Source organism: Nonomuraea glycinis, from assembly GCF_014646515.1.
Classification (GTDB): domain Bacteria; phylum Actinomycetota; class Actinomycetes; order Streptosporangiales; family Streptosporangiaceae; genus Nonomuraea; species Nonomuraea glycinis.
Window position 1 is genome coordinate 217865 of sequence record NZ_BMNK01000007.1, and the last position, 16399, is coordinate 234263.

Annotated in this window: 15 protein-coding genes; 11 read left to right on the forward strand and 4 right to left on the reverse strand. The window is 71.7% G+C overall.

The features are described 5' to 3' along the window. Positions 1-10: 10 nt before the first annotated feature. From IEY87_RS21540 to IEY87_RS21565, 6 genes are all read left to right on the forward strand, one after another. Entirely contained in the window at positions 11-973 is a 963-nt protein-coding gene (locus tag IEY87_RS21540; RefSeq protein WP_189140523.1) for a helix-turn-helix transcriptional regulator, read from the forward strand. Continuing rightward, the gene (locus IEY87_RS21545; RefSeq protein ID WP_225277228.1) at positions 970-1935 is read left to right on the forward strand and encodes a helix-turn-helix transcriptional regulator; all 966 of its coding nucleotides are present in this window, start codon (positions 970-972) and stop codon (positions 1933-1935) included. The genes IEY87_RS21540 and IEY87_RS21545 overlap by 4 nt, the downstream gene beginning before the upstream one ends. A gap of 227 nt (positions 1936-2162) precedes the next feature. Further along, positions 2163-2507, forward strand: a complete 345-nt coding sequence (gene tatA / locus IEY87_RS21550; protein ID WP_189140525.1) for a Sec-independent protein translocase subunit TatA — start codon at positions 2163-2165, stop codon at positions 2505-2507. Positions 2508-2610: 103 nt separating this feature from the next. After that, entirely contained in the window at positions 2611-3396 is a 786-nt protein-coding gene (gene tatC, locus IEY87_RS21555; protein WP_225277229.1) for a twin-arginine translocase subunit TatC, read from the forward strand. A 16-nt stretch (positions 3397-3412) separates the two neighbouring features. After that, on the forward strand, positions 3413-4300 hold the full coding sequence (locus IEY87_RS21560; RefSeq protein ID WP_189140527.1) for a diacylglycerol/lipid kinase family protein: 888 nt from the start codon (positions 3413-3415) through the stop codon (positions 4298-4300). A 91-nt stretch (positions 4301-4391) separates the two neighbouring features. Then, positions 4392-7115, forward strand: coding sequence for a DEAD/DEAH box helicase (locus tag IEY87_RS21565; protein ID WP_189140528.1), 2724 nt, complete (start codon positions 4392-4394; stop codon positions 7113-7115). Positions 7116-7169: 54 nt separating this feature from the next. On the opposite strand, the gene IEY87_RS21570 is transcribed toward IEY87_RS21565, so the two are convergent. Further along, positions 7170-7697, reverse strand: coding sequence for a helix-turn-helix domain-containing protein (locus IEY87_RS21570; protein ID WP_189140529.1), 528 nt, complete (start codon positions 7695-7697; stop codon positions 7170-7172). Positions 7698-7755: 58 nt separating this feature from the next. Between IEY87_RS21570 and IEY87_RS21575 the strand changes: the two genes are divergently transcribed. Then, positions 7756-8709 (forward strand): alpha/beta hydrolase, encoded by a 954-nt coding sequence (locus IEY87_RS21575; RefSeq protein WP_225277230.1) that lies wholly within the window; start codon positions 7756-7758, stop codon positions 8707-8709. A gap of 155 nt (positions 8710-8864) precedes the next feature. On the opposite strand, the gene IEY87_RS21580 is transcribed toward IEY87_RS21575, so the two are convergent. Genes IEY87_RS21580 through IEY87_RS21590 form a run of 3 tightly spaced genes read right to left on the reverse strand, consistent with a single transcriptional unit; the run spans position 8865 to position 12399 of the window. Next, the gene (locus tag IEY87_RS21580) at positions 8865-10289 is read right to left on the reverse strand and encodes an RNB domain-containing ribonuclease (protein WP_189140530.1); all 1425 of its coding nucleotides are present in this window, start codon (positions 10287-10289) and stop codon (positions 8865-8867) included. A gap of 29 nt (positions 10290-10318) precedes the next feature. Then, on the reverse strand, positions 10319-11212 hold the full coding sequence (locus IEY87_RS21585; RefSeq protein WP_189140742.1) for a 5'-3' exonuclease: 894 nt from the start codon (positions 11210-11212) through the stop codon (positions 10319-10321). Beyond that, positions 11212-12399 (reverse strand): PP2C family protein-serine/threonine phosphatase, encoded by a 1188-nt coding sequence (locus IEY87_RS21590; protein WP_189140531.1) that lies wholly within the window; start codon positions 12397-12399, stop codon positions 11212-11214. Before IEY87_RS21590 ends, IEY87_RS21585 begins: the two co-directional genes overlap by 1 nt. A gap of 164 nt (positions 12400-12563) precedes the next feature. On the opposite strand from IEY87_RS21590, the gene IEY87_RS21595 reads away from it, so the two are divergent. The 4 genes from IEY87_RS21595 (at position 12564) to IEY87_RS21610 (ending at position 16395) form a co-directional block, all read left to right on the forward strand. Next, a complete protein-coding gene (locus tag IEY87_RS21595) occupies positions 12564-13700 on the forward strand; it encodes a M24 family metallopeptidase (RefSeq protein WP_189140532.1) in 1137 nt (378 codons plus the stop codon). 483 nt (positions 13701-14183) lie between these two features. Continuing rightward, positions 14184-15047: a terpene synthase family protein gene (locus IEY87_RS21600; RefSeq protein WP_189140533.1), complete on the forward strand. Its 864-nt coding sequence runs from the start codon at positions 14184-14186 to the stop codon at positions 15045-15047. A 260-nt stretch (positions 15048-15307) separates the two neighbouring features. Next, positions 15308-15901 (forward strand): GTP-binding protein, encoded by a 594-nt coding sequence (locus IEY87_RS21605; protein WP_189140534.1) that lies wholly within the window; start codon positions 15308-15310, stop codon positions 15899-15901. A 23-nt stretch (positions 15902-15924) separates the two neighbouring features. After that, positions 15925-16395 (forward strand): Lrp/AsnC family transcriptional regulator, encoded by a 471-nt coding sequence (locus IEY87_RS21610; RefSeq protein WP_189140535.1) that lies wholly within the window; start codon positions 15925-15927, stop codon positions 16393-16395. The last annotated feature ends 4 nt before the right edge of the window (positions 16396-16399 follow it).

Genomic DNA, 16399 nt, shown 5'->3' on the forward strand with positions numbered 1-16399 from the left:
GAGTGAGCAGATGTCGCGCCGTAAGACCGAGCGGTTGCTGAACCTGGTGATCTGCCTGCTCGCCACCCGCCGCCCGCTGTCGGCCGAGCAGATCCGGCACGCCGTCCCCGGTTACGACCGTGACGGCGACGAGGCGTTCCAGCGGATGTTCGAGCGGGACAAGAACGAGTTGCGCGAGATCGGCATCCCGATCGACGTGGTGCGCGACCCGTGGGAGGACGAGCCCGGCTACCGCATCGAGCGGCAGTCCTACGAGCTGCCGGAGATCGTGCTGGAGCCGGACGAGGCGGCGGTGCTGGGCGTGGCCGCGCAGGTGTGGCAGCGGGCCAGCCTGGCCGAGGCCGCCTCCGGCGCGCTGCTGAAGCTGCGCGCCGGCGGCGTCGCCACCGACGAGACGGTCGGCGGGAGCGTCGGGGGAGGGGCGCTGGAGCTGCGGGTCGACACCCGCGACCCGGCCTTCCCCGCGCTGTGGGAGGCCGTCCGCGACCGGCGGGTGGTGCGCTTCGACTACCGCGGCGCGGGCAGCGAGAACGTGCACACCCGCACCGTCGAGCCGTGGGGCGTGGTGAGCCGCCGCGGCCGGTGGTATCTGGCCGGGTTCGACCGGGGACGGGACGCGCCGCGGGCCTTCCGGCTCAGCCGCATCACCGGGCCGGTCACGGCCGTGGGCAGGAGCGGCGCCGTCGAGGTGCCGCAGGGCGTCGACCTGCGGGCCATGGTGGGCTTCCCGGACGAGCCGACGCAGGCGCGCACCGCGCTCGTCCGGGTCCGGCAGGGCACCTGCGAGGGGCTGCGCCAGCTGTCCGGCGCCGTGCGCGCGGGCGCCGGCGGGTGGGACGAGGCCGAGCTGTCCTTCACCGACCCGGACCGGCTGGCCGGATGGATGGCCAGCCTGGGCGCGGACGTCGAGGTGGTCGAGCCACCGGACGCCCGCGAAGCCGTCATCCGCCGACTGAAGGGGGCGCTGGCGTGAGTGGATCCGCCGACCGGCTGCCAAGACTCCTCGCGCTCGTCCCCTACCTGATGTCCCACCCGGGCGCGCAGGTGGGCGAGGTGGCCGAGGTGTTCGGGCTGAGCGAGAAGCAGCTCATCGACGACCTGCAGCTCGTGTGGATGTGCGGGCTGCCGGGGCACACCCCCGGCGACCTCATCGACGTGTCGTGGGACGGCGGTGAGATCCTCATCGACAACGCCGACACCATCGCCAGGCCGCTGCGCCTGGGCATCGACGAGGCCAGCGCGCTGCTGGTGGCGCTGCGCATGCTGGCCGCCAGCCCGGACCTCGCCGAGGTGCGCGGCGACGCGCTGCCGCGTGTGGTGGCCAAGCTGGAGCAGGCCGCCGGCGAGGGCGCCGCCCTGGTGAGCAACCAGGTCGCGGTGGACGTGGACGCCGCCCCCGACGCGCTGCCGCGGGTGCGCGAGGGCCTGACGCTGCGGCGCAGGCTGTCGCTGCGCTACTACGTGCCGGGCCGCGACGAGGTGACACCGCGTGAGGTGGACCCGATGCGGATCGTGGTCGCCGACGGCCGCACCTACCTGGAGTGCTGGTGCTACCGCGCCGAGGCGATGCGGCTGTTCCGGCTGGACCGGATGCTCGGCGTGCAGGTGCTGGACGTGCCGGCCGACCCGCCCGCCGGGGCCGAGCCCATCGACGTCGCCCAGGGGGTCTTCCGGCCGTCGCCGACCGACGAGCTAGTGGAGCTGGAGGTCACCGCCGCCGGGCGGTGGGTGGCGGAATACTACCCGTGCGAGCAGGTGACCGAGCTCGGTGAGGGCCGGTTGCGGATCACGCTGCGCGCCCGCGACGAGGACTGGATCGTCAAGCTCGCGCTACGGCTGGGCGACACGGGCAGGGTCGTGGCGCCCGCCGCGATGGCCGTCCGGGTGCGGCAGGAGGCCGAGCGGGCTCTGTCCCTGTACGCTCATCGGGCATGACGGTGATCTTTCTGGCGACCGGTCTCGGTGTGGCCGGAGTGGCCGTGCTCGCGATCGCGGGTGGCCGTGTGACACTCGCGGCACGTAGTCTTGACAGAGAAATAGCCGAGGCGCGTGCTCAGCTCGAGCCGAGGCAGGCCAGATCGGACGCCACTCAGGGGTGAGACCACCCCCAGGGCAGCGTACGATCGGGGCTGATAAGAGCCTTCGCACCATAAGGACGTCCCATGTCGCAACTCGGAGTTCCCGAACTTCTGATCATCGCAGGCGTGCTCGTCCTGCTGTTCGGCGCCAAGAAGCTGCCGGATGTGGCCCGCGGCGTCGGCAGGTCGCTGCGCATCTTCAAGTCGGAGACCGCCAAGCTCCGCGACGACGACGATGACGCTCAGCCGGCCGCACAGCCGACCGTGCAGGCCACGCAGACCACCACCCCGCAGCCGCAGCAGCCGGTCGCGCCGCAGCAGATCCCGCCCGCCGCGCCGGTGATCTCGGCCGAGGAGCAGGCCCGTCAGCTCGAGGAGCAGGCGGCCAGGCTGCGCGCCGGTGCCGGGCAGGCCAACAAGCAAGCCTGACCTCATCCCTCCTCACCACCTGGACCGCTAGATGGCGCTGTTCAAACGGTCACGACCCCAAGCACCGGCCGCCGAGGCCGATCTTGAGGGTCGCATGCCGCTCATGGAGCATCTGCGTGAGCTGCGCAACCGGCTGCTGATCGCGACGATCGCCGTGGTCGTGGGCATCATCGTCGGCTGGTTCGTCTTCGACCCGGTGTGGGCGTTCATCAAGGCGCCCTTCTGTGAGACGCCGCAGGCCCGGGTGTTGCGCGAGGGTGCCTGCACGCTCACCTACAGCGGCATCTTCCAGTCCTTCTTCCTGACGTTGAAGGTCTCGGCGATGGTGGGCCTGATCGTTGCCTCGCCCGTCTGGCTCTACCAGCTCTGGGCGTTCGTCACTCCTGCCCTCTACCGCACGGAGAAGCGCTACTCGCTGACCTTCCTGGCGCTGGCGATCCCGCTGTTCCTGGTGGGCGCCCTGCTGGCCTACCTGATCATGGACACCAGCCTGGCGATCATGCTGGGCTTCTCGCCCACCGACGCGGTGGCCACGATCCAGATCGACGAGTACGTCAACTACGTGCTCATCATGCTGGTGATCTTCGGAATCTCGTTCGAGCTGCCGCTGCTGCTGGTGTTCCTCAACATCATCGGCGCGCTGTCGCGGTCCACCGTGACCAAGCACCGCCGCACCATCATCGTCGGGATGTTCGCCTTCGGCGCGATCATCACGCCCGGCGGCGATCCGTTCGCGATGATCGCACTCGCCCTGCCCATGATCGCTCTGTACTTCCTTGCGGAGCTGTTCATGTACGTCCGCGAGAGGCGGATGCCGGCCGACGAGTTCGCCGGTCTGGACGACGACGAGGCTTCGCCACTAGAAGAGGATTCCGGTTCCACGCGATAGGCGATAAGTTCCGGGCGTGGCCCCTCAACTAGCCCTGCTCGTGAACCCGGCCGCCCGCGGCGGCCGGACGCTCCGCCTGCTCGACCCCGTGGCCCGCCGCCTGCGCGCGGGCGGGGCCGAGCTGTCGGTGATCGTCGGCGTGGACGCCGCCGACGCCCTGGAACGGGCCTGCGCCGCCGTGGCCGAGCGCCCTGACGCGCTCGTGGCCTTCGGCGGCGACGGCCTGGTCCACCTGGCCGTGCAGGCCGTGGCGGGCACCGACGTGCCACTCGGCATCATCCCCGCCGGGACGGGCAACGACATCGCCGGCGCGCTCGGCGTGCCGGGCAAGGATCCGATCGCCGCGGCCAGGACCGTGCTGCGGATGCGGCCGCGGGTGATCGACGCGGTGGGCGTCAGCTCCGGCACCGGGCAGGAGCTGTTCGCCGGGGTGCTGTGCAGCGGGTTCGACTCGCGGGTGAACGAGCGGGCCAACGAGCTCACTTGGCCGACCGGGATGGCCCGCTACCTGGTGGCCACCGTGCAGGAGCTGCGCGCGTTCGAGCCCATCCCGTTCCGGGTCACGCTGGACGGCGGCGAGCCGATCGAGCGGGAGGCCATGATGGTGGCGGTGGCCAACACCGGCTCCTACGGCGCCGGCATGCGGGTCTGCCCCGGCGCGCTGCCCGACGACGGGCTGCTGGACGTGGTGATGGTGGGGGCGCTGTCCAAGCGGGAGTTCCTGCGGGTCTTCCCGCGCGTCTACCGCGGCTCGCACATCACCCACCCGGCCGTGTCGGTGTGGCAGGCCAGGAGCGTCACGCTGGAGGCGCCAGGCGTGGTGGCCTACGCCGACGGGGAACGCATCGGGCCGGTCCCGGTCACATGCGAGATCCGGCCTGGGATGTTACGTGTCCTCACGTGAGCCGTACTTTGTAAAGGCGCCGGCGCGGGGAGATGATCTCAACAGCCCCGTGAGGGCCGACCGGAATGCCGATTTCGGTAGGCTGGCGGTTATGACAACGCCAGCGGAACGCTACGCGGCCTTCCGTCAGAGATATGCCGATGACGGGGCCGCTCTCAGGTCGTTCCGGGGCCTGTACGACTTCGAGCTCGACGACTTCCAGATCGACGCCTGCCGGGCGCTGGAGGCAGGCGACGGCGTGCTGGTGGCCGCGCCCACCGGCTCGGGCAAGACGGTCGTCGGCGAGTTCGCCGTCCACCTCGCCCTGGAGCAGGGCCGCAAGTGCTTCTACACCACCCCCATCAAGGCGCTGTCCAACCAGAAGTACAACGACCTGGTGAAACGGTACGGCACCGCCAAGGTGGGGCTGCTGACCGGCGACAACAGCGTCAACGGCGAGGCCCCGATCGTCGTCATGACGACCGAGGTGCTGCGCAACATGCTCTACGCCGGCTCCGCCACGCTGGCGGGGCTGGGGTTCGCCGTCATGGACGAGGTCCACTACCTGGCCGACCGCTTCCGCGGCGCGGTGTGGGAAGAGGTCATCATCCACCTGCCCGAGTCGGTCAGGCTGGCGGCCCTGTCGGCGACGGTGAGCAACGCCGAGGAGTTCGGCGAGTGGCTCGGCGAGGTGCGCGGCGACACGACCGTGATCGTGGACGAGGTCCGGCCGGTCCCGCTGTGGCAGCACATGATGATCTCCGGCAAGATCTACGACCTGTTCATGACCGACGACGAGACGCCGCGCATCAACCCGACGCTGATGCGGGTGACGCGCGACGCCGAGCGGCTCAACGGCGGCCGGGGACGGCGCGGCTACAGCAGGCCGGGCCGGTCGGGGCCGCCGGACCGGGCCCAGGTGATCGAGAAGCTCGACGCCGAGGGGCTGCTGCCGGCGATCACGTTCATCTTCTCCCGGGCGGGCTGCCAGGCGGCCGTCAAGCAGTGCCTGTACGCCGGGATCCGGCTCACCACCGAGCGGGAGCGGCACGAGATCAGGCAGCTCGTCGACGAGCGGACCGCGCACCTGCCGGACGAGGACCTGGCGGTGCTCGGCTATCTGGAGTGGCGCGACTGCCTGGAGCGCGGCCTGGCGGCGCACCACGCGGGCATGCTGCCGGCCTTCAAGGAGGTCGTCGAGGAGCTGTTCACCCGCGGCCTGGTCAAGGCGGTGTTCGCCACCGAGACGCTGGCGCTGGGCATCAACATGCCCGCCCGCAGCGTGGTGATCGAGAAGCTCGACAAGTGGAACGGCGAGACCCACGCCGACCTCACCCCGGGTGAATACACCCAGCTCACCGGCCGGGCGGGGCGGCGCGGCATCGACGTCGAGGGCCACGCCGTGGTGCTGTGGCAGCCGGGCATGGACCCGCTGTCGGTGGCCGGTCTGGCGAGCACCCGCACCTACCCGCTGCGCTCCAGCTTCCAGCCCTCCTACAACATGGCGGTCAACCTGGTCGGCCAGTTCGGCCGCGAGCGTGCCAGGGCGCTGCTGGAGGAGTCGTTCGCGCAGTTCCAGGCCGACCGGGCGGTCGTCGGGCTGGCCAAGCAGCTGCGCAAGCACGAGGAGGCGCTGGAGGGCTACCAGGAGGCCATGACCTGCCACCTGGGTGACTTCACCGAATACTCGGGGCTGCGCAGGCGGCTGTCGGACCGCGAGGCGGAGCTGTCCAAGCAGCGCGGAGCCGTGCGCCGGGCGGCGGCCGTGCGGTCGCTGGAGGCGCTGCAGCCGGGCGACGTGATCAGGGTGCCGGGCGGGCGCCGGGCCGGGCTGGCGATCGTGCTCGACCCGGGCCGCAACCCGCGTGGCAACGGCCCCAGCCCGCTGGTGCTCACGATCAGCAAGCAGGTCAAGAAGCTCGACCCGGCGGACTTCCCGGTGCCGGTCGAGCCGATCGAGAAGCTGCGCATCCCGAAGAATTTCAACGCCCGCGCCCCGAAGGAGCGCGCCAACCTCGTCTCCACGCTGCTCGCCAAGATCGGTGACCGCGACCTGGGCAAGCCGGCCAGGGCGCGTGACCACGCGGTGGAGGACGACGAGATCAACGAGCTGCGGCGGCGCATCCGGCAGCATCCCTGCCACGGCTGCGACGAGCGGGAGGACCACGCCCGCTGGGCCGAGCGCTACTACAAGCTGCAGCGCGAGACCGAAGGGCTGCGCCGCCGGGTGGAGGGCCGTTCGCACGTCATCTCGCGGACCTTCGACCGGATCTGCTCGGTGCTGGAGCAGCTCGGCTATCTGCAGGAGGAGGCCGTCACCGACGAGGGCCGCCGGCTGGGCCGCATCTACACCGAGCTCGATCTGCTCACCGCCGAGTGCCTGCGCAGCGGGCTGTGGGAGGACCTGGAGCCGGCGGAGCTGGCGGCGTGCGTGTCGGCGCTGGTGTTCGAGTCGCGCCAGTCGGAGGACGCCAGGCGGCCCAAGATCCCGGCGGGTCGCGCCCAGGACGCGCTGACGGCGATGACCCGGCTGTGGGCGGAGCTGGAGGGCATCGAGTCCGACCACGGGCTGTCCACCATCCGCGAGCCGGACCTGGGCTTCGCCTGGGCGGCGTTCCGGTGGACCAAGGGCCACAGCCTGGACGCCGTGCTGATGGACGGCGTCAACGGCAACGAGCTCGCGGCCGGCGACTTCGTACGGTGGATCAAGCAGCTCATGGACCTGCTCGGCCAGCTCGGTGGCGCCGCCCCGGAGGGCAGCAAGATCAGGCAGACGGCGAACAAGGCCATGGACGGGATGCGCCGGGGCGTGGTGGCCTACTCGTCGCTGACCTAGGCGCACGCTCGCCGGCCGGTCACCCGTCCTGACCTGGGCACGCTCGCCGGCCGGTCAGCCGTCCGAGGGCATGGCGATCAGGCTGATCATGCGGCGGGTGCGGTCCGGGCCGGGGGCGCGCCCCTGCCGGGCGGTGACGGCGGTGCGCACCTCGGTGAGCAGCTCGGCCAGCTCCTCGTCGGTCAGCCATAGCGCGGCCTGCTGATAGGTGACGCCGTCGGCCGTCGGGTCGGCCGGCTCGCGTGTCAGGTAGTGGTCGAAGTCCGCCAGCAGGCCGCCGGTGAACGCGGTGAAGGCTCGCCGGTGGTCATCGGGGGTCATGGCGGCACGGTCGGCCGGGTCGATCTCGGCGCGGTCCCAGTGCACCCGGTAGGTGCGCTCCACCGCGCCCCGGACCCGCTTTTCCTCCAGCACCTCCAGCACCCCAGCGGCGGTGAGCACCGCGATGTGCCGGTACATCGTCGCCGGGGCGATGTCGGGCAGGCGCCCGCGCAGTTCGGCGGTCGTGCTGGGGTGGCCGTCCAGCAGCGCCCGCAGAATGCGCAGCCGGACGGGGTGCAGCAGCAGATCGAGGCTTGCCATGGATCCATTATTCCCCCATATGATACCTTTATCAAAACTGATAATGATGGAGGTGCGCATGACCGGACGGAACAGGCCCTCGGGACAGGCACCCGCGGACGCGGGCGTCTTACGCGAGATCGAGATGATCGCGACGGCCGATGACGGCCTGGCCCTGGCGGGGACCCTCACCCTGCCCGCCGGCCTGGGCCCGCACCCTGCCGTGGTGTGCCTGCCGGGCTCCGGCCGGCTGGACCGCGAGTCCAACGCGGGCCGGCTGCGCATGGCCCTGGGCCGCCCCCTGGCCACCGCGCTGGCCCAGCGGGGTGTCGCCTCGCTGCGCTATGACCGGCGCGGTGTCGGCGCGACCCCGGGAGACTGGCGCGCGGTCGGTTTCCTCGACAACCGCGCCGACGCGGCGGCCGCCCTGCGCGGGCTGCGGGCGCGTCCGGAGATCCGGGCGGAAGCCACCGGAGTGGTCGGGCACAGCGAGGGCGCGATGCACGCGATGTGGCTGGGCGCGCACGAGCACCCCGCGGCCGTGGTGCTGCTCGCCGGCTACGCCCGTCCCGGCGAGAGCGCACTGCGCCGGCAGGCCGCCCGGCTGGCCGCCACCCTGCCCCGCCCGGCCCGTCCGCTGCTGCCGCTCCTGCGCAGGATCGCGGCCCGGCAACTCACCCGGCTGGCGGCCACCACCACCGACGTGGCCCGCCTCGGCGGCACGCGGATCAACGCCCGATGGTGGCGGGAGCAACTGGCCTATGACCCGTGTGCGGATCTGGCCCGCATCCAGGCTCCCGTACTGGCGATCACCGGCGAGAAGGACCTCCAGGTCGATCCCGGCGACCTGGCGACGATCGCGCGGCTGGTCCCGGGCGGAGCCGACACCCGCCTGATCCCCGACCTGACCCACATCCTGCGGCGCGACCCCGGCCCGGCGTCGATCCTGTCCTACCGCCGCCAGCTACGCCGGCCGGTGGACACCGACGTCCTGACCGACGTCGCGCGCTGGCTGGCCGACCGGCTGCACTGATCGCCGGCCACGCAGCGGACGGCGAAGGCGCCGCGACGACGAGGGACGCAAGCGCGAGCCCCGGAGCGGACGGCGAAGGCGCCGCGATGACGAGGGACGCAAGCCCGAGCCTCGATGACCTCCCCACGCCCGTCTGCGGGTGACCAGGTGAGTCCTCAAGCGAGGGTGAAGCGGACCTCTCGGGTCGCCGGGTCGGCCTGGACGAGCCGTACGCTCACCCGCTCGCCCAGCGGCAACTCGCCGTCGCAGCGCGCGATCACCGCGGGATCGGCGAGCTGCACCAGCCCGCCGCCGCGCTTGGCGTCGACGTCGATCACCATCGCGTCGAACGCCTGCCCCACCCGGTCGCGCAGCAGGAACGCCTCCACCAGGTCCACGCAGGCGCGCTCGGCCGCACTCGCCCGCCGCCCGCTCACGGACATCGCCTCCGGCAGCGCCGCAAGCGCCGCCCGCACGTCCGAAGGAACCGGCTCCCCGGCGGCCACCGCCAGGCACACCTCCGTCGCGTAGCGGTCCACCAGCCGCCGCAGCGGCGCCGTCACATGCGCGTACGGCGCGGCGACGGCGGCATGGTCGGCCAGCTTCGGCGGGGCCCCGTCGAAGGCCACGTAACCGGCGCCGCGCAGCAGCACCCGCGCCTCATGCAGAAACGCCGCCTGCTGCGGGACCTTGGCGTCCAGCCCGTGCACCACGGAGCCGTAGGCGGCCCCCTCGGGCCAGGGCACCTCCAGCGCCTCGGCCACCCGGCGGACCTTGGCCAGGTCGGCCGGGCGCGGCGCGGGCAGCACCCGCAGCACGCCGATCTCCGCGTCCAGCATCATGGCGGCCGCGGCCATGCCGGTGAGCAGGGACAGCTGGGCGTTCCACGCCTCGGCCGGCAGCGGCAGCCGGTATTCGAGCCGGTAGCCGCCGTCGGCGGGCACCATCTCCTGGTCCGGCGTCGGCAGCGTGACCCCGCCCCGGTCGCGCTCCAGCGCCAGCCTGAGCCGGCCGATCTCGGCCAGCAGGGCGAGCGTGCCGTCGGCGGTGCCGGTGTCGACGGCCGCCTGCACGTAGGCGTAATCGAGCCGCTCGCGGCTGCGTACCAGCGCCCGCTGCACATCCGCGCCGACCGTGCGGCCGTCGGCGTCGAGGTCCATCCGCCACACGGCGGCCGGCCGGGTCGCGCCCGGCAGCAGGCTGGCCCCGCCCTCCGACAGCACCCGGGGGTGCAGCGGCACGTTGCCGGTCGGCAGGTAGACCGTCGCGCCCCGGGTGCGGGCCTCGGTGTCGATCACGCCGCCCGGCCGCACGAACGCGCCGACGTCGGCGATGGCGTACCAGACGCGGTAGCCGCCGGGCAGCCGCTCCAGGTGCAGAGCCTGGTCGAGATCCATCGAACCGGGCGGGTCGACGGTGATGAACGGCAGGTCCGTCAGATCCATGCCGCTGAGCCGGGGCACCTCGGCGACCCATTCGGCCTCGGCGAGCACGGCCTGGGGGAAGTCGGCGGGGAGGTTGAGCTCCCGCCGGACGCGGTCGAAACCGTCTTCGAGGCGGACGGGAACCTCGCCTGGCACGTGGATGCTCGTACTCGACACGCGCTCAACCTACAACCGAGGACGTACGCCTACCGCCGCAGGACCTCCAGCAGGCGGTTGAGCGGCCCGTCCAGGCCGTAGCGGTCGGCCAGGCGGACCAGCGCCTCCGGATCGCGCGGCTTGACCGGCAGCGTCAGGTCGGCGTCCGGCAGGGGCGCGTCGGGAGCCACCCGCACCACGGCGGGCGCGGCCGTCAGGTAGTCGCGGGAGGCCGCCAGCTTGGTGCGGCTGCCCGCCGGGAAGCCCTCCGTGACGCCCTCGTCGAGCGCCGCCAGCAGCGCGTCCAGCGAGCCGAACCGGGTGATGAGCGCGGCCGCGGTCTTGTCGCCCACCCCCGCGACACCGGGCAGGCCGTCGCTGGGGTCGCCGCGCAGCGTGGCGAAGTCGGCGTAGGCGCGGCCGGGGACGCCGTACTTGGCCGCCACGAAGGCCTCGTCGACCAGCTGCAGGTTGCGCAGGCCGCGGACGGTGTAGAGGACGCGGACCGGGCGGGCGTCGTCGACGAGCTGGAACAGGTCGCGGTCGCCGGTCACGATGTCGACCGCGCCGGACGCCCGGTGGGTCAGGGTGCCGATGACGTCGTCGGCCTCGTAGCCGGGCGACTCCAGCCGGGCGACGCCGACCGCGTCGAGCACCTGCTCGATCACCGGAATCTGCGGCACCAGCAGGTCGGGCACCTCCTCGGCGTCGCCGTGGGCGACCCGGTGCGCTTTGTACGTGGGGATCGCGGCCACCCGGAAGGCGGGCCGCCAGTCGGCGTCCATGGTGGCCGCCAGCTCGCTGGGGGAGTGCCCGCGCACCAGCGTGGCGATCATGTCGATGAGGCCGCGCACGGCGTTGACGGGCATGCCGTCCGGGGCGGTGATCGACTCCGGGATGCCGTAGAAGGCCCGGAAGTACAGCGACGGGGTGTCCAGAAGCATCAGCACCAGCCCAGTATGCCCACCGCCAGCAAACACGCGTCATCTTCCGGATTCGGGCCGCCGATGTCGGTCAGCAGCCGGTCCAGCCCTTCGTCGAGATCGCAGCCCGGCAGCTTGCAGGCCGCCGTCATGACCAGATCAAGGCCCTCGTCAATGTCGCGGTCGCGCCGCTCCACCAGCCCGTCGGTGAACATCAGCAGCAGGTCGCCGTCGCGCAGCTCGGTCGTGGCCAGCCGGTACGGCCGGTCGCCGGCGGCGCCGAGCAGCACCCCCCTGGGCGGATCGAGCTGGGAGGCCACGCCGTCACGCACCAGGATCGGCGCCAGATTGCCCGCCTGCCCCCAGGTGAACACCCCGGTGGCGGTGTCGAGATGCCCGACGATCGCGGTGGCCGTGGTGTCGGCCAGCCGGTGCAGCACCAGGTCGTTCAGCCACGCCAGCAGCCGGTTGGGCGGCGCGCCCGTCATGGTGAGGCCGATCAGGGCGTGGCGGAGCTGTGCCATGTGCGCGATGGCGGGCAGGCCGTGCCCGGACACGTCGCCGATGGCCAGCAGCACCCGGTCGTCGGGCAGTGCCGCGGCCTCGAACCAGTCGCCGCCGAGGCTGGCCGTCTTCTCGGCGGGCACGTACCGTACGGCGATCCGGGTGCGCGGCAGGTCGAGGCAGCCGACCGGTTCGGGCAGGATGGCCTCGCGCAGCGCCAGCATCACGTGCCGTTCCTCGGCCGCCTGCACCCGGGCCTCGAGGAGCTGGCGGCGCGACTCGGACATGATCCGCTCGGCGCGGCGGCGGCCGGTGATGTCCTGGATCACGCCGTGCACGCCGGTCGGCCCGCCGGGGGCCATCAGCGGTTCCAGCACCATGCGCAGGTTGCGCACGTCGCCGGCGCCGCGCCGGATGCGGAACTCCGCCTGCACCGGCTCCACGCCCTGCCCGACCGTCCACAGCAGCTCGTCCAGGGCGGCCAGGTCGGCGGGCTCGACGTGGTCGGCCACCTCCGCCAGCCGCAGCGGCCCGTCGTCCGGATCGCGGCCGAAGATGGCGTAGGTCTGGTCGGACCAGATGATGCAGCCGGTGCGCAGGTTCCACTCGGCCCAGCCCATGTTGCCCAGCCGCTGGGCGTGCGCGAGCCGCACCGCGAGGAGCTCGCAGTCGAGATGGCCGCCGACCTCCGTCGCCGCGCTCATCGGACGATGCCGGTGACCGCGCTGGTGACCTCCGATGGCATCGACCATGATCTCACTCTCAAACGGCGCGGGAACAGGACAATTAGCCTCACAATACGTGATCGATCCTCAACGGAGTGTAGCGAGAGCTTGCCGTGTTGTGAGAGCTTTTCGCGGATTTTAGGATGCGTGATCCGAGTAGATTGGGGCCTGTGACCGATTCAGACCTGTACCCCGTGTCCCGCCTCGCCGCCGTTCAGGAGGCCACCGCCAAAGCGGGCTTGGACGCGCTGCTGCTGACCCCCGGCCCGGATCTGCGTTACGTCAGTGGCTACGACGCCAAGCCGCTGGAGCGGTTGACGTGCCTGGTGGTGCCCGCCGCCGCGGAGCCGTACATGATGGTGCCGCGCCTGGAGCTGCCGGCCGCGCAGGCCTCGCCCGCCGCCAGGCTCGGCCTGGACTTCGTCGCCTGGGACGAGACCGAGGACCCCTACCGGATCGCCGCCCGCCGCCTCGGCGAGGTGGCCCGGGTCGGGCTGGCCGACCGGATGTGGGCGATGTCGTCGCTGCGCTTCCGCGACGCGCTGCCCGGCGCCGAGCAGGTGCTGGCAGGCAACGTGCTGCGGGAGCTGCGGATGCGCAAGTCGCCCGGCGAGGTGGCGGCGCTGCGCGAGGCCGGCGAGGCGATCGACTCGGTGCACCGGCAGGTGCCGCAGTTCCTGCGCGCCGGACGCACCGAGCGCGCGGTCGCCCGCGACATCGCCGAGGCCATCCTGGCCGCCGGCCACGACACGATCGACTTCGTCATCGTCGCCTCCGGCCCCAACGGCGCCAGCCCGCACCACGAGGTGTCCGACCGGGTCATCCAGCAGGGCGAGCCGGTCGTCGTCGACATCGGCGGCCAACTGCACAACGGCTACTGCTCCGACTCCACCCGCACCTACAGCCTCGGCGAGCCGCCCGCCGACTTCGCCGCCTACTACGAGGTGCTGCGCCGCGCCCAGGCCGCCGCCTGCGACGCCGTACGGCCCGGCGTGACCTGCGAGTCGATCGACGCCACCGCCCGCGAGATCATCGCCGAGGCCGGTTACGGGGAGCACTTCATCCATCGCACCGGTCACGGCATCGGCATCGAGACGCACGAGGAGCCGTACATCGTCGCGGGCAACGGCGAGCCGATGGAGGCCGGCTTCGCCTTCTCCGTCGAGCCGGGCATCTACCTGGCCGGCCGGCACGGCGCGCGCATCGAGGACATCGTCGTGTGCACCGAGACCGGCGGCGAGCGCCTCAACACCACCACCCGCGAGCTGGTGATCATCTAGCGGTCCCGTACGAGAGGGCTTTTCCAGAAGAACCTTCGCCGGCGTGCCGGTGTATCAAATCTGGGGCCGCGCGCTCTGAGAGTGCGAGGACAAGGGAGGCGGCGAGCGAGAGGGTTTCAGGGAGCCGGGGTTCGACCCGGCAGGTGCGCCGGAGTTGCCGTCGGAGGGGTCGGCAGTCTCCGGGTGGCCGCTGCCCGGAAGGGCCACCGAGCGGTCGTGCGAGCACACCCGAAGATCCGCGCTGACCGTACGCGATGCTCGCCGCCTTCCCGCGCGGCCGTGCGGGTCGCCGGCGTGCGGGCCGGCCCGGCGGCGAGGGTCCGGGCCGGCCGCACGTGAGAGCGTCGGGCGGGCCTGGAAGATCTGGCCACGCTGCTGTCACCTTGATCGGATGCTTGTGATCATGTGACAATCAATCACACAGGGGTGACCGTGGGTGTTGGGGGTCTCGCATGATCCGTGTGCCGATCGAGCGGACCTAGGATGCCGGGGGGCCTGCCGGACGAGGCGTTCGAGCTTGGCAGGACGTGCGCGCTGGCCGCCGAGTGCGGCAGGGACCTGCGGCGCTGTGCCCAGATGTACGACGAGCTGTTCCCCGCGACGACCTTCGACGGCGACTTCTACACCGCGCATTCGCTGGCCGCCGCGTTCTGCGCGCCCTGGGCCAGCGCCGACCGCCTGAAGATGGCCGGCCGTACCGCGCTGTGGGTGCTGGCCCTGGACCGGCTCGTGGACCACACCGCCGCCAGCCTTGAGCAGGTGACCTCGCTGATCCGCGACTGTCTGGCGGTCGCCGACGGCGCGCCGCCGCAGGCGGCCGTCACCCGGTTCCTGGCCGACCTGCGCGACGAGCTGGCGACGGTCGAGGAGTTCGGCGTCCTGCACCGGCTCTGGCGCGACCAGCTCGCCAGGATGCTCGCCGGAATGGCCAGGGCCTGGGTGTGGCGTGACACCCGGGCCGAGATCACGCTCCCGCGTTTCGTCGACAACGCCGACAGCCGCGGCACCTGCTTCGTGGATCTGTCGCACTGGATCTACGCGGGCGATACGTGGGCGAAAGGGCATCTGTCGGAATTGCGCGCGGCCAGCGAGCAGGTGCAGCGCTATCTGCACCTGCTGGGCGACCTGGCCTCCTACCGGCGGGACGTGAGCTGGGGTGATCTCAACGTGCTCACGCTGGGCATCGGCAGGGGCGAGGTGACGGACGCGATGGCCGGCCTCGCGGGCGAGGCGGGCGAGCTGATCGGCCAGGTACGGGAGAGCAGCCCACGTGCGGCCGACTACTTGTGGCGACAAATGGGTTTTAACGCTGGCTATCACAACATTTCGGGCTATGGCCGTCCATGAGTAACCAAGATGTCAGATAGCATGACGATCTGTTTTACCCGACGCCAATCTCTGACCCACTAAAGAGGTTATAGCCGACAAACGGTGACATATTGATCTCTGGGGGTCTTCGGCGCTTGAGTGGAATATGCGGCGTTGCTAGGGTGTCTCGATGCCAGGTAAGTGGATCAATCTTCTCGACGCCTTGAGCAGGAGCCACTGACCACGGCACCGCAGGCTGACGGTCTCGCGGGCGTGGAGGGAAGTGCAGGCGGTGCTGGATGGACTTCGGTCGCTCTGAGCGGTGGCGGCTGCCCACCCCGATCAAGATTCTGATCGCGGGCGGCTTCGGCGCGGGCAAGACCACCATGGTGGGCGCGGTCTCGGAGACCCGGCCGCTGCGCACCGAGGAGGCGCTCACCCACATCGGCCGGCACATCGACGACCTGTCCGGCGTCGAGGCCAAGCCGACCACCACCGTGGCCATGGACTTCGGCCGCATCACCATTCGCGGCGACTACATGCTCTACCTGTTCGGCACCCCCGGCCAGGAGCGCTTCCTGTTCGTCTGGGACGACCTGGCGTTGGGCGCGCTCGGCGCCGTGGTGCTGGCCGACACCCGCCGCCTGGCCGACTGCTTCCCGGCCATCGACTACTTCGAGAAGCGTCGCCAGCCGTTCGTGGTGGCGCTCAACTGCTTCGACGGCGCCCGCCCGTTCACCATCGGCGAGGTGCGGCAGGCGCTGGGCCTGGATCCGGGCGTCCCGATCGTGCGCTGCGACGCGCGCCGGCGCGACTCCAGCAGGGACGTTCTCGTCACGCTCGTGGAGCACGCGCTGCGCATGGGGGCCTCTCCGGTCGGGACGATGTCGTGACCTTCACCGGCTACCTTTGACCGATGGAGGAGATCGACCGCAGGATCGTCATGCTGCTGGCCGAGGACGGCCGGATGAGCTTCACCGAGCTGGCCAGGGAGACCGGGCTGTCGGTCTCGGCCGTGCACCAGCGGGTGCGCCGCCTGGAGAAGCGCGGCGTGCTGCGGGGCTATGCCGCGATCATCGACTACGACGCGATCGGGCTGCCGCTGACCGCGTTCGTGTCCATCAAGCCGATCGATCCGGCCGCGCCCGACGACGCCCCCGACCGGCTGTCGCACCTGACGGCCATCGAGGCGTGCCACAGCGTGGCGGGCGACGAGAGCTACATCCTCAAGGTCCGGGTCGCCTCGCCGGTCGGGCTGGAGGAGCTGCTGCAGCAGATCCGCGCCCTCGCCAACGTCTCCACCCGCACCACGGTCGTGCTCAGCACCCCTTACGAGCACCGCGCCCCCGACGTGAAGGGCACGGCCGAGCCGCCCGACGCCGAGTGAGAGC

Bases quoted from the DNA above. Each gene is read 5' to 3' on its own strand.
- IEY87_RS21570 (WP_189140529.1), bottom strand. From the start codon at position 7,697: ATGGCAAGCCTCGATCTGCTGCTGCACCCCGTCCGGCTGCGCATTCTG.
- IEY87_RS21590 (WP_189140531.1), bottom strand. From the start codon at position 12,399: ATGAGCGCGGCGACGGAGGTCGGCGGCCATCTCGACTGCGAGCTCCTC.
- IEY87_RS21595 (WP_189140532.1), top strand. From the start codon at position 12,564: ATGCGTGATCCGAGTAGATTGGGGCCTGTGACCGATTCAGACCTGTAC.
- IEY87_RS21585 (WP_189140742.1), bottom strand. From the start codon at position 11,212: ATGCTTCTGGACACCCCGTCGCTGTACTTCCGGGCCTTCTACGGCATC.
- IEY87_RS21605 (WP_189140534.1), top strand. From the start codon at position 15,308: ATGGACTTCGGTCGCTCTGAGCGGTGGCGGCTGCCCACCCCGATCAAG.
- tatA (WP_189140525.1), top strand. From the start codon at position 2,163: ATGTCGCAACTCGGAGTTCCCGAACTTCTGATCATCGCAGGCGTGCTC.
- tatC (WP_225277229.1), top strand. From the start codon at position 2,611: ATGGAGCATCTGCGTGAGCTGCGCAACCGGCTGCTGATCGCGACGATC.
- IEY87_RS21600 (WP_189140533.1), top strand. From the start codon at position 14,184: ATGCCGGGGGGCCTGCCGGACGAGGCGTTCGAGCTTGGCAGGACGTGC.
- IEY87_RS21575 (WP_225277230.1), top strand. From the start codon at position 7,756: ATGACCGGACGGAACAGGCCCTCGGGACAGGCACCCGCGGACGCGGGC.
- IEY87_RS21540 (WP_189140523.1), top strand. From the start codon at position 11: ATGTCGCGCCGTAAGACCGAGCGGTTGCTGAACCTGGTGATCTGCCTG.
- IEY87_RS21565 (WP_189140528.1), top strand. From the start codon at position 4,392: ATGACAACGCCAGCGGAACGCTACGCGGCCTTCCGTCAGAGATATGCC.
- IEY87_RS21610 (WP_189140535.1), top strand. From the start codon at position 15,925: ATGGAGGAGATCGACCGCAGGATCGTCATGCTGCTGGCCGAGGACGGC.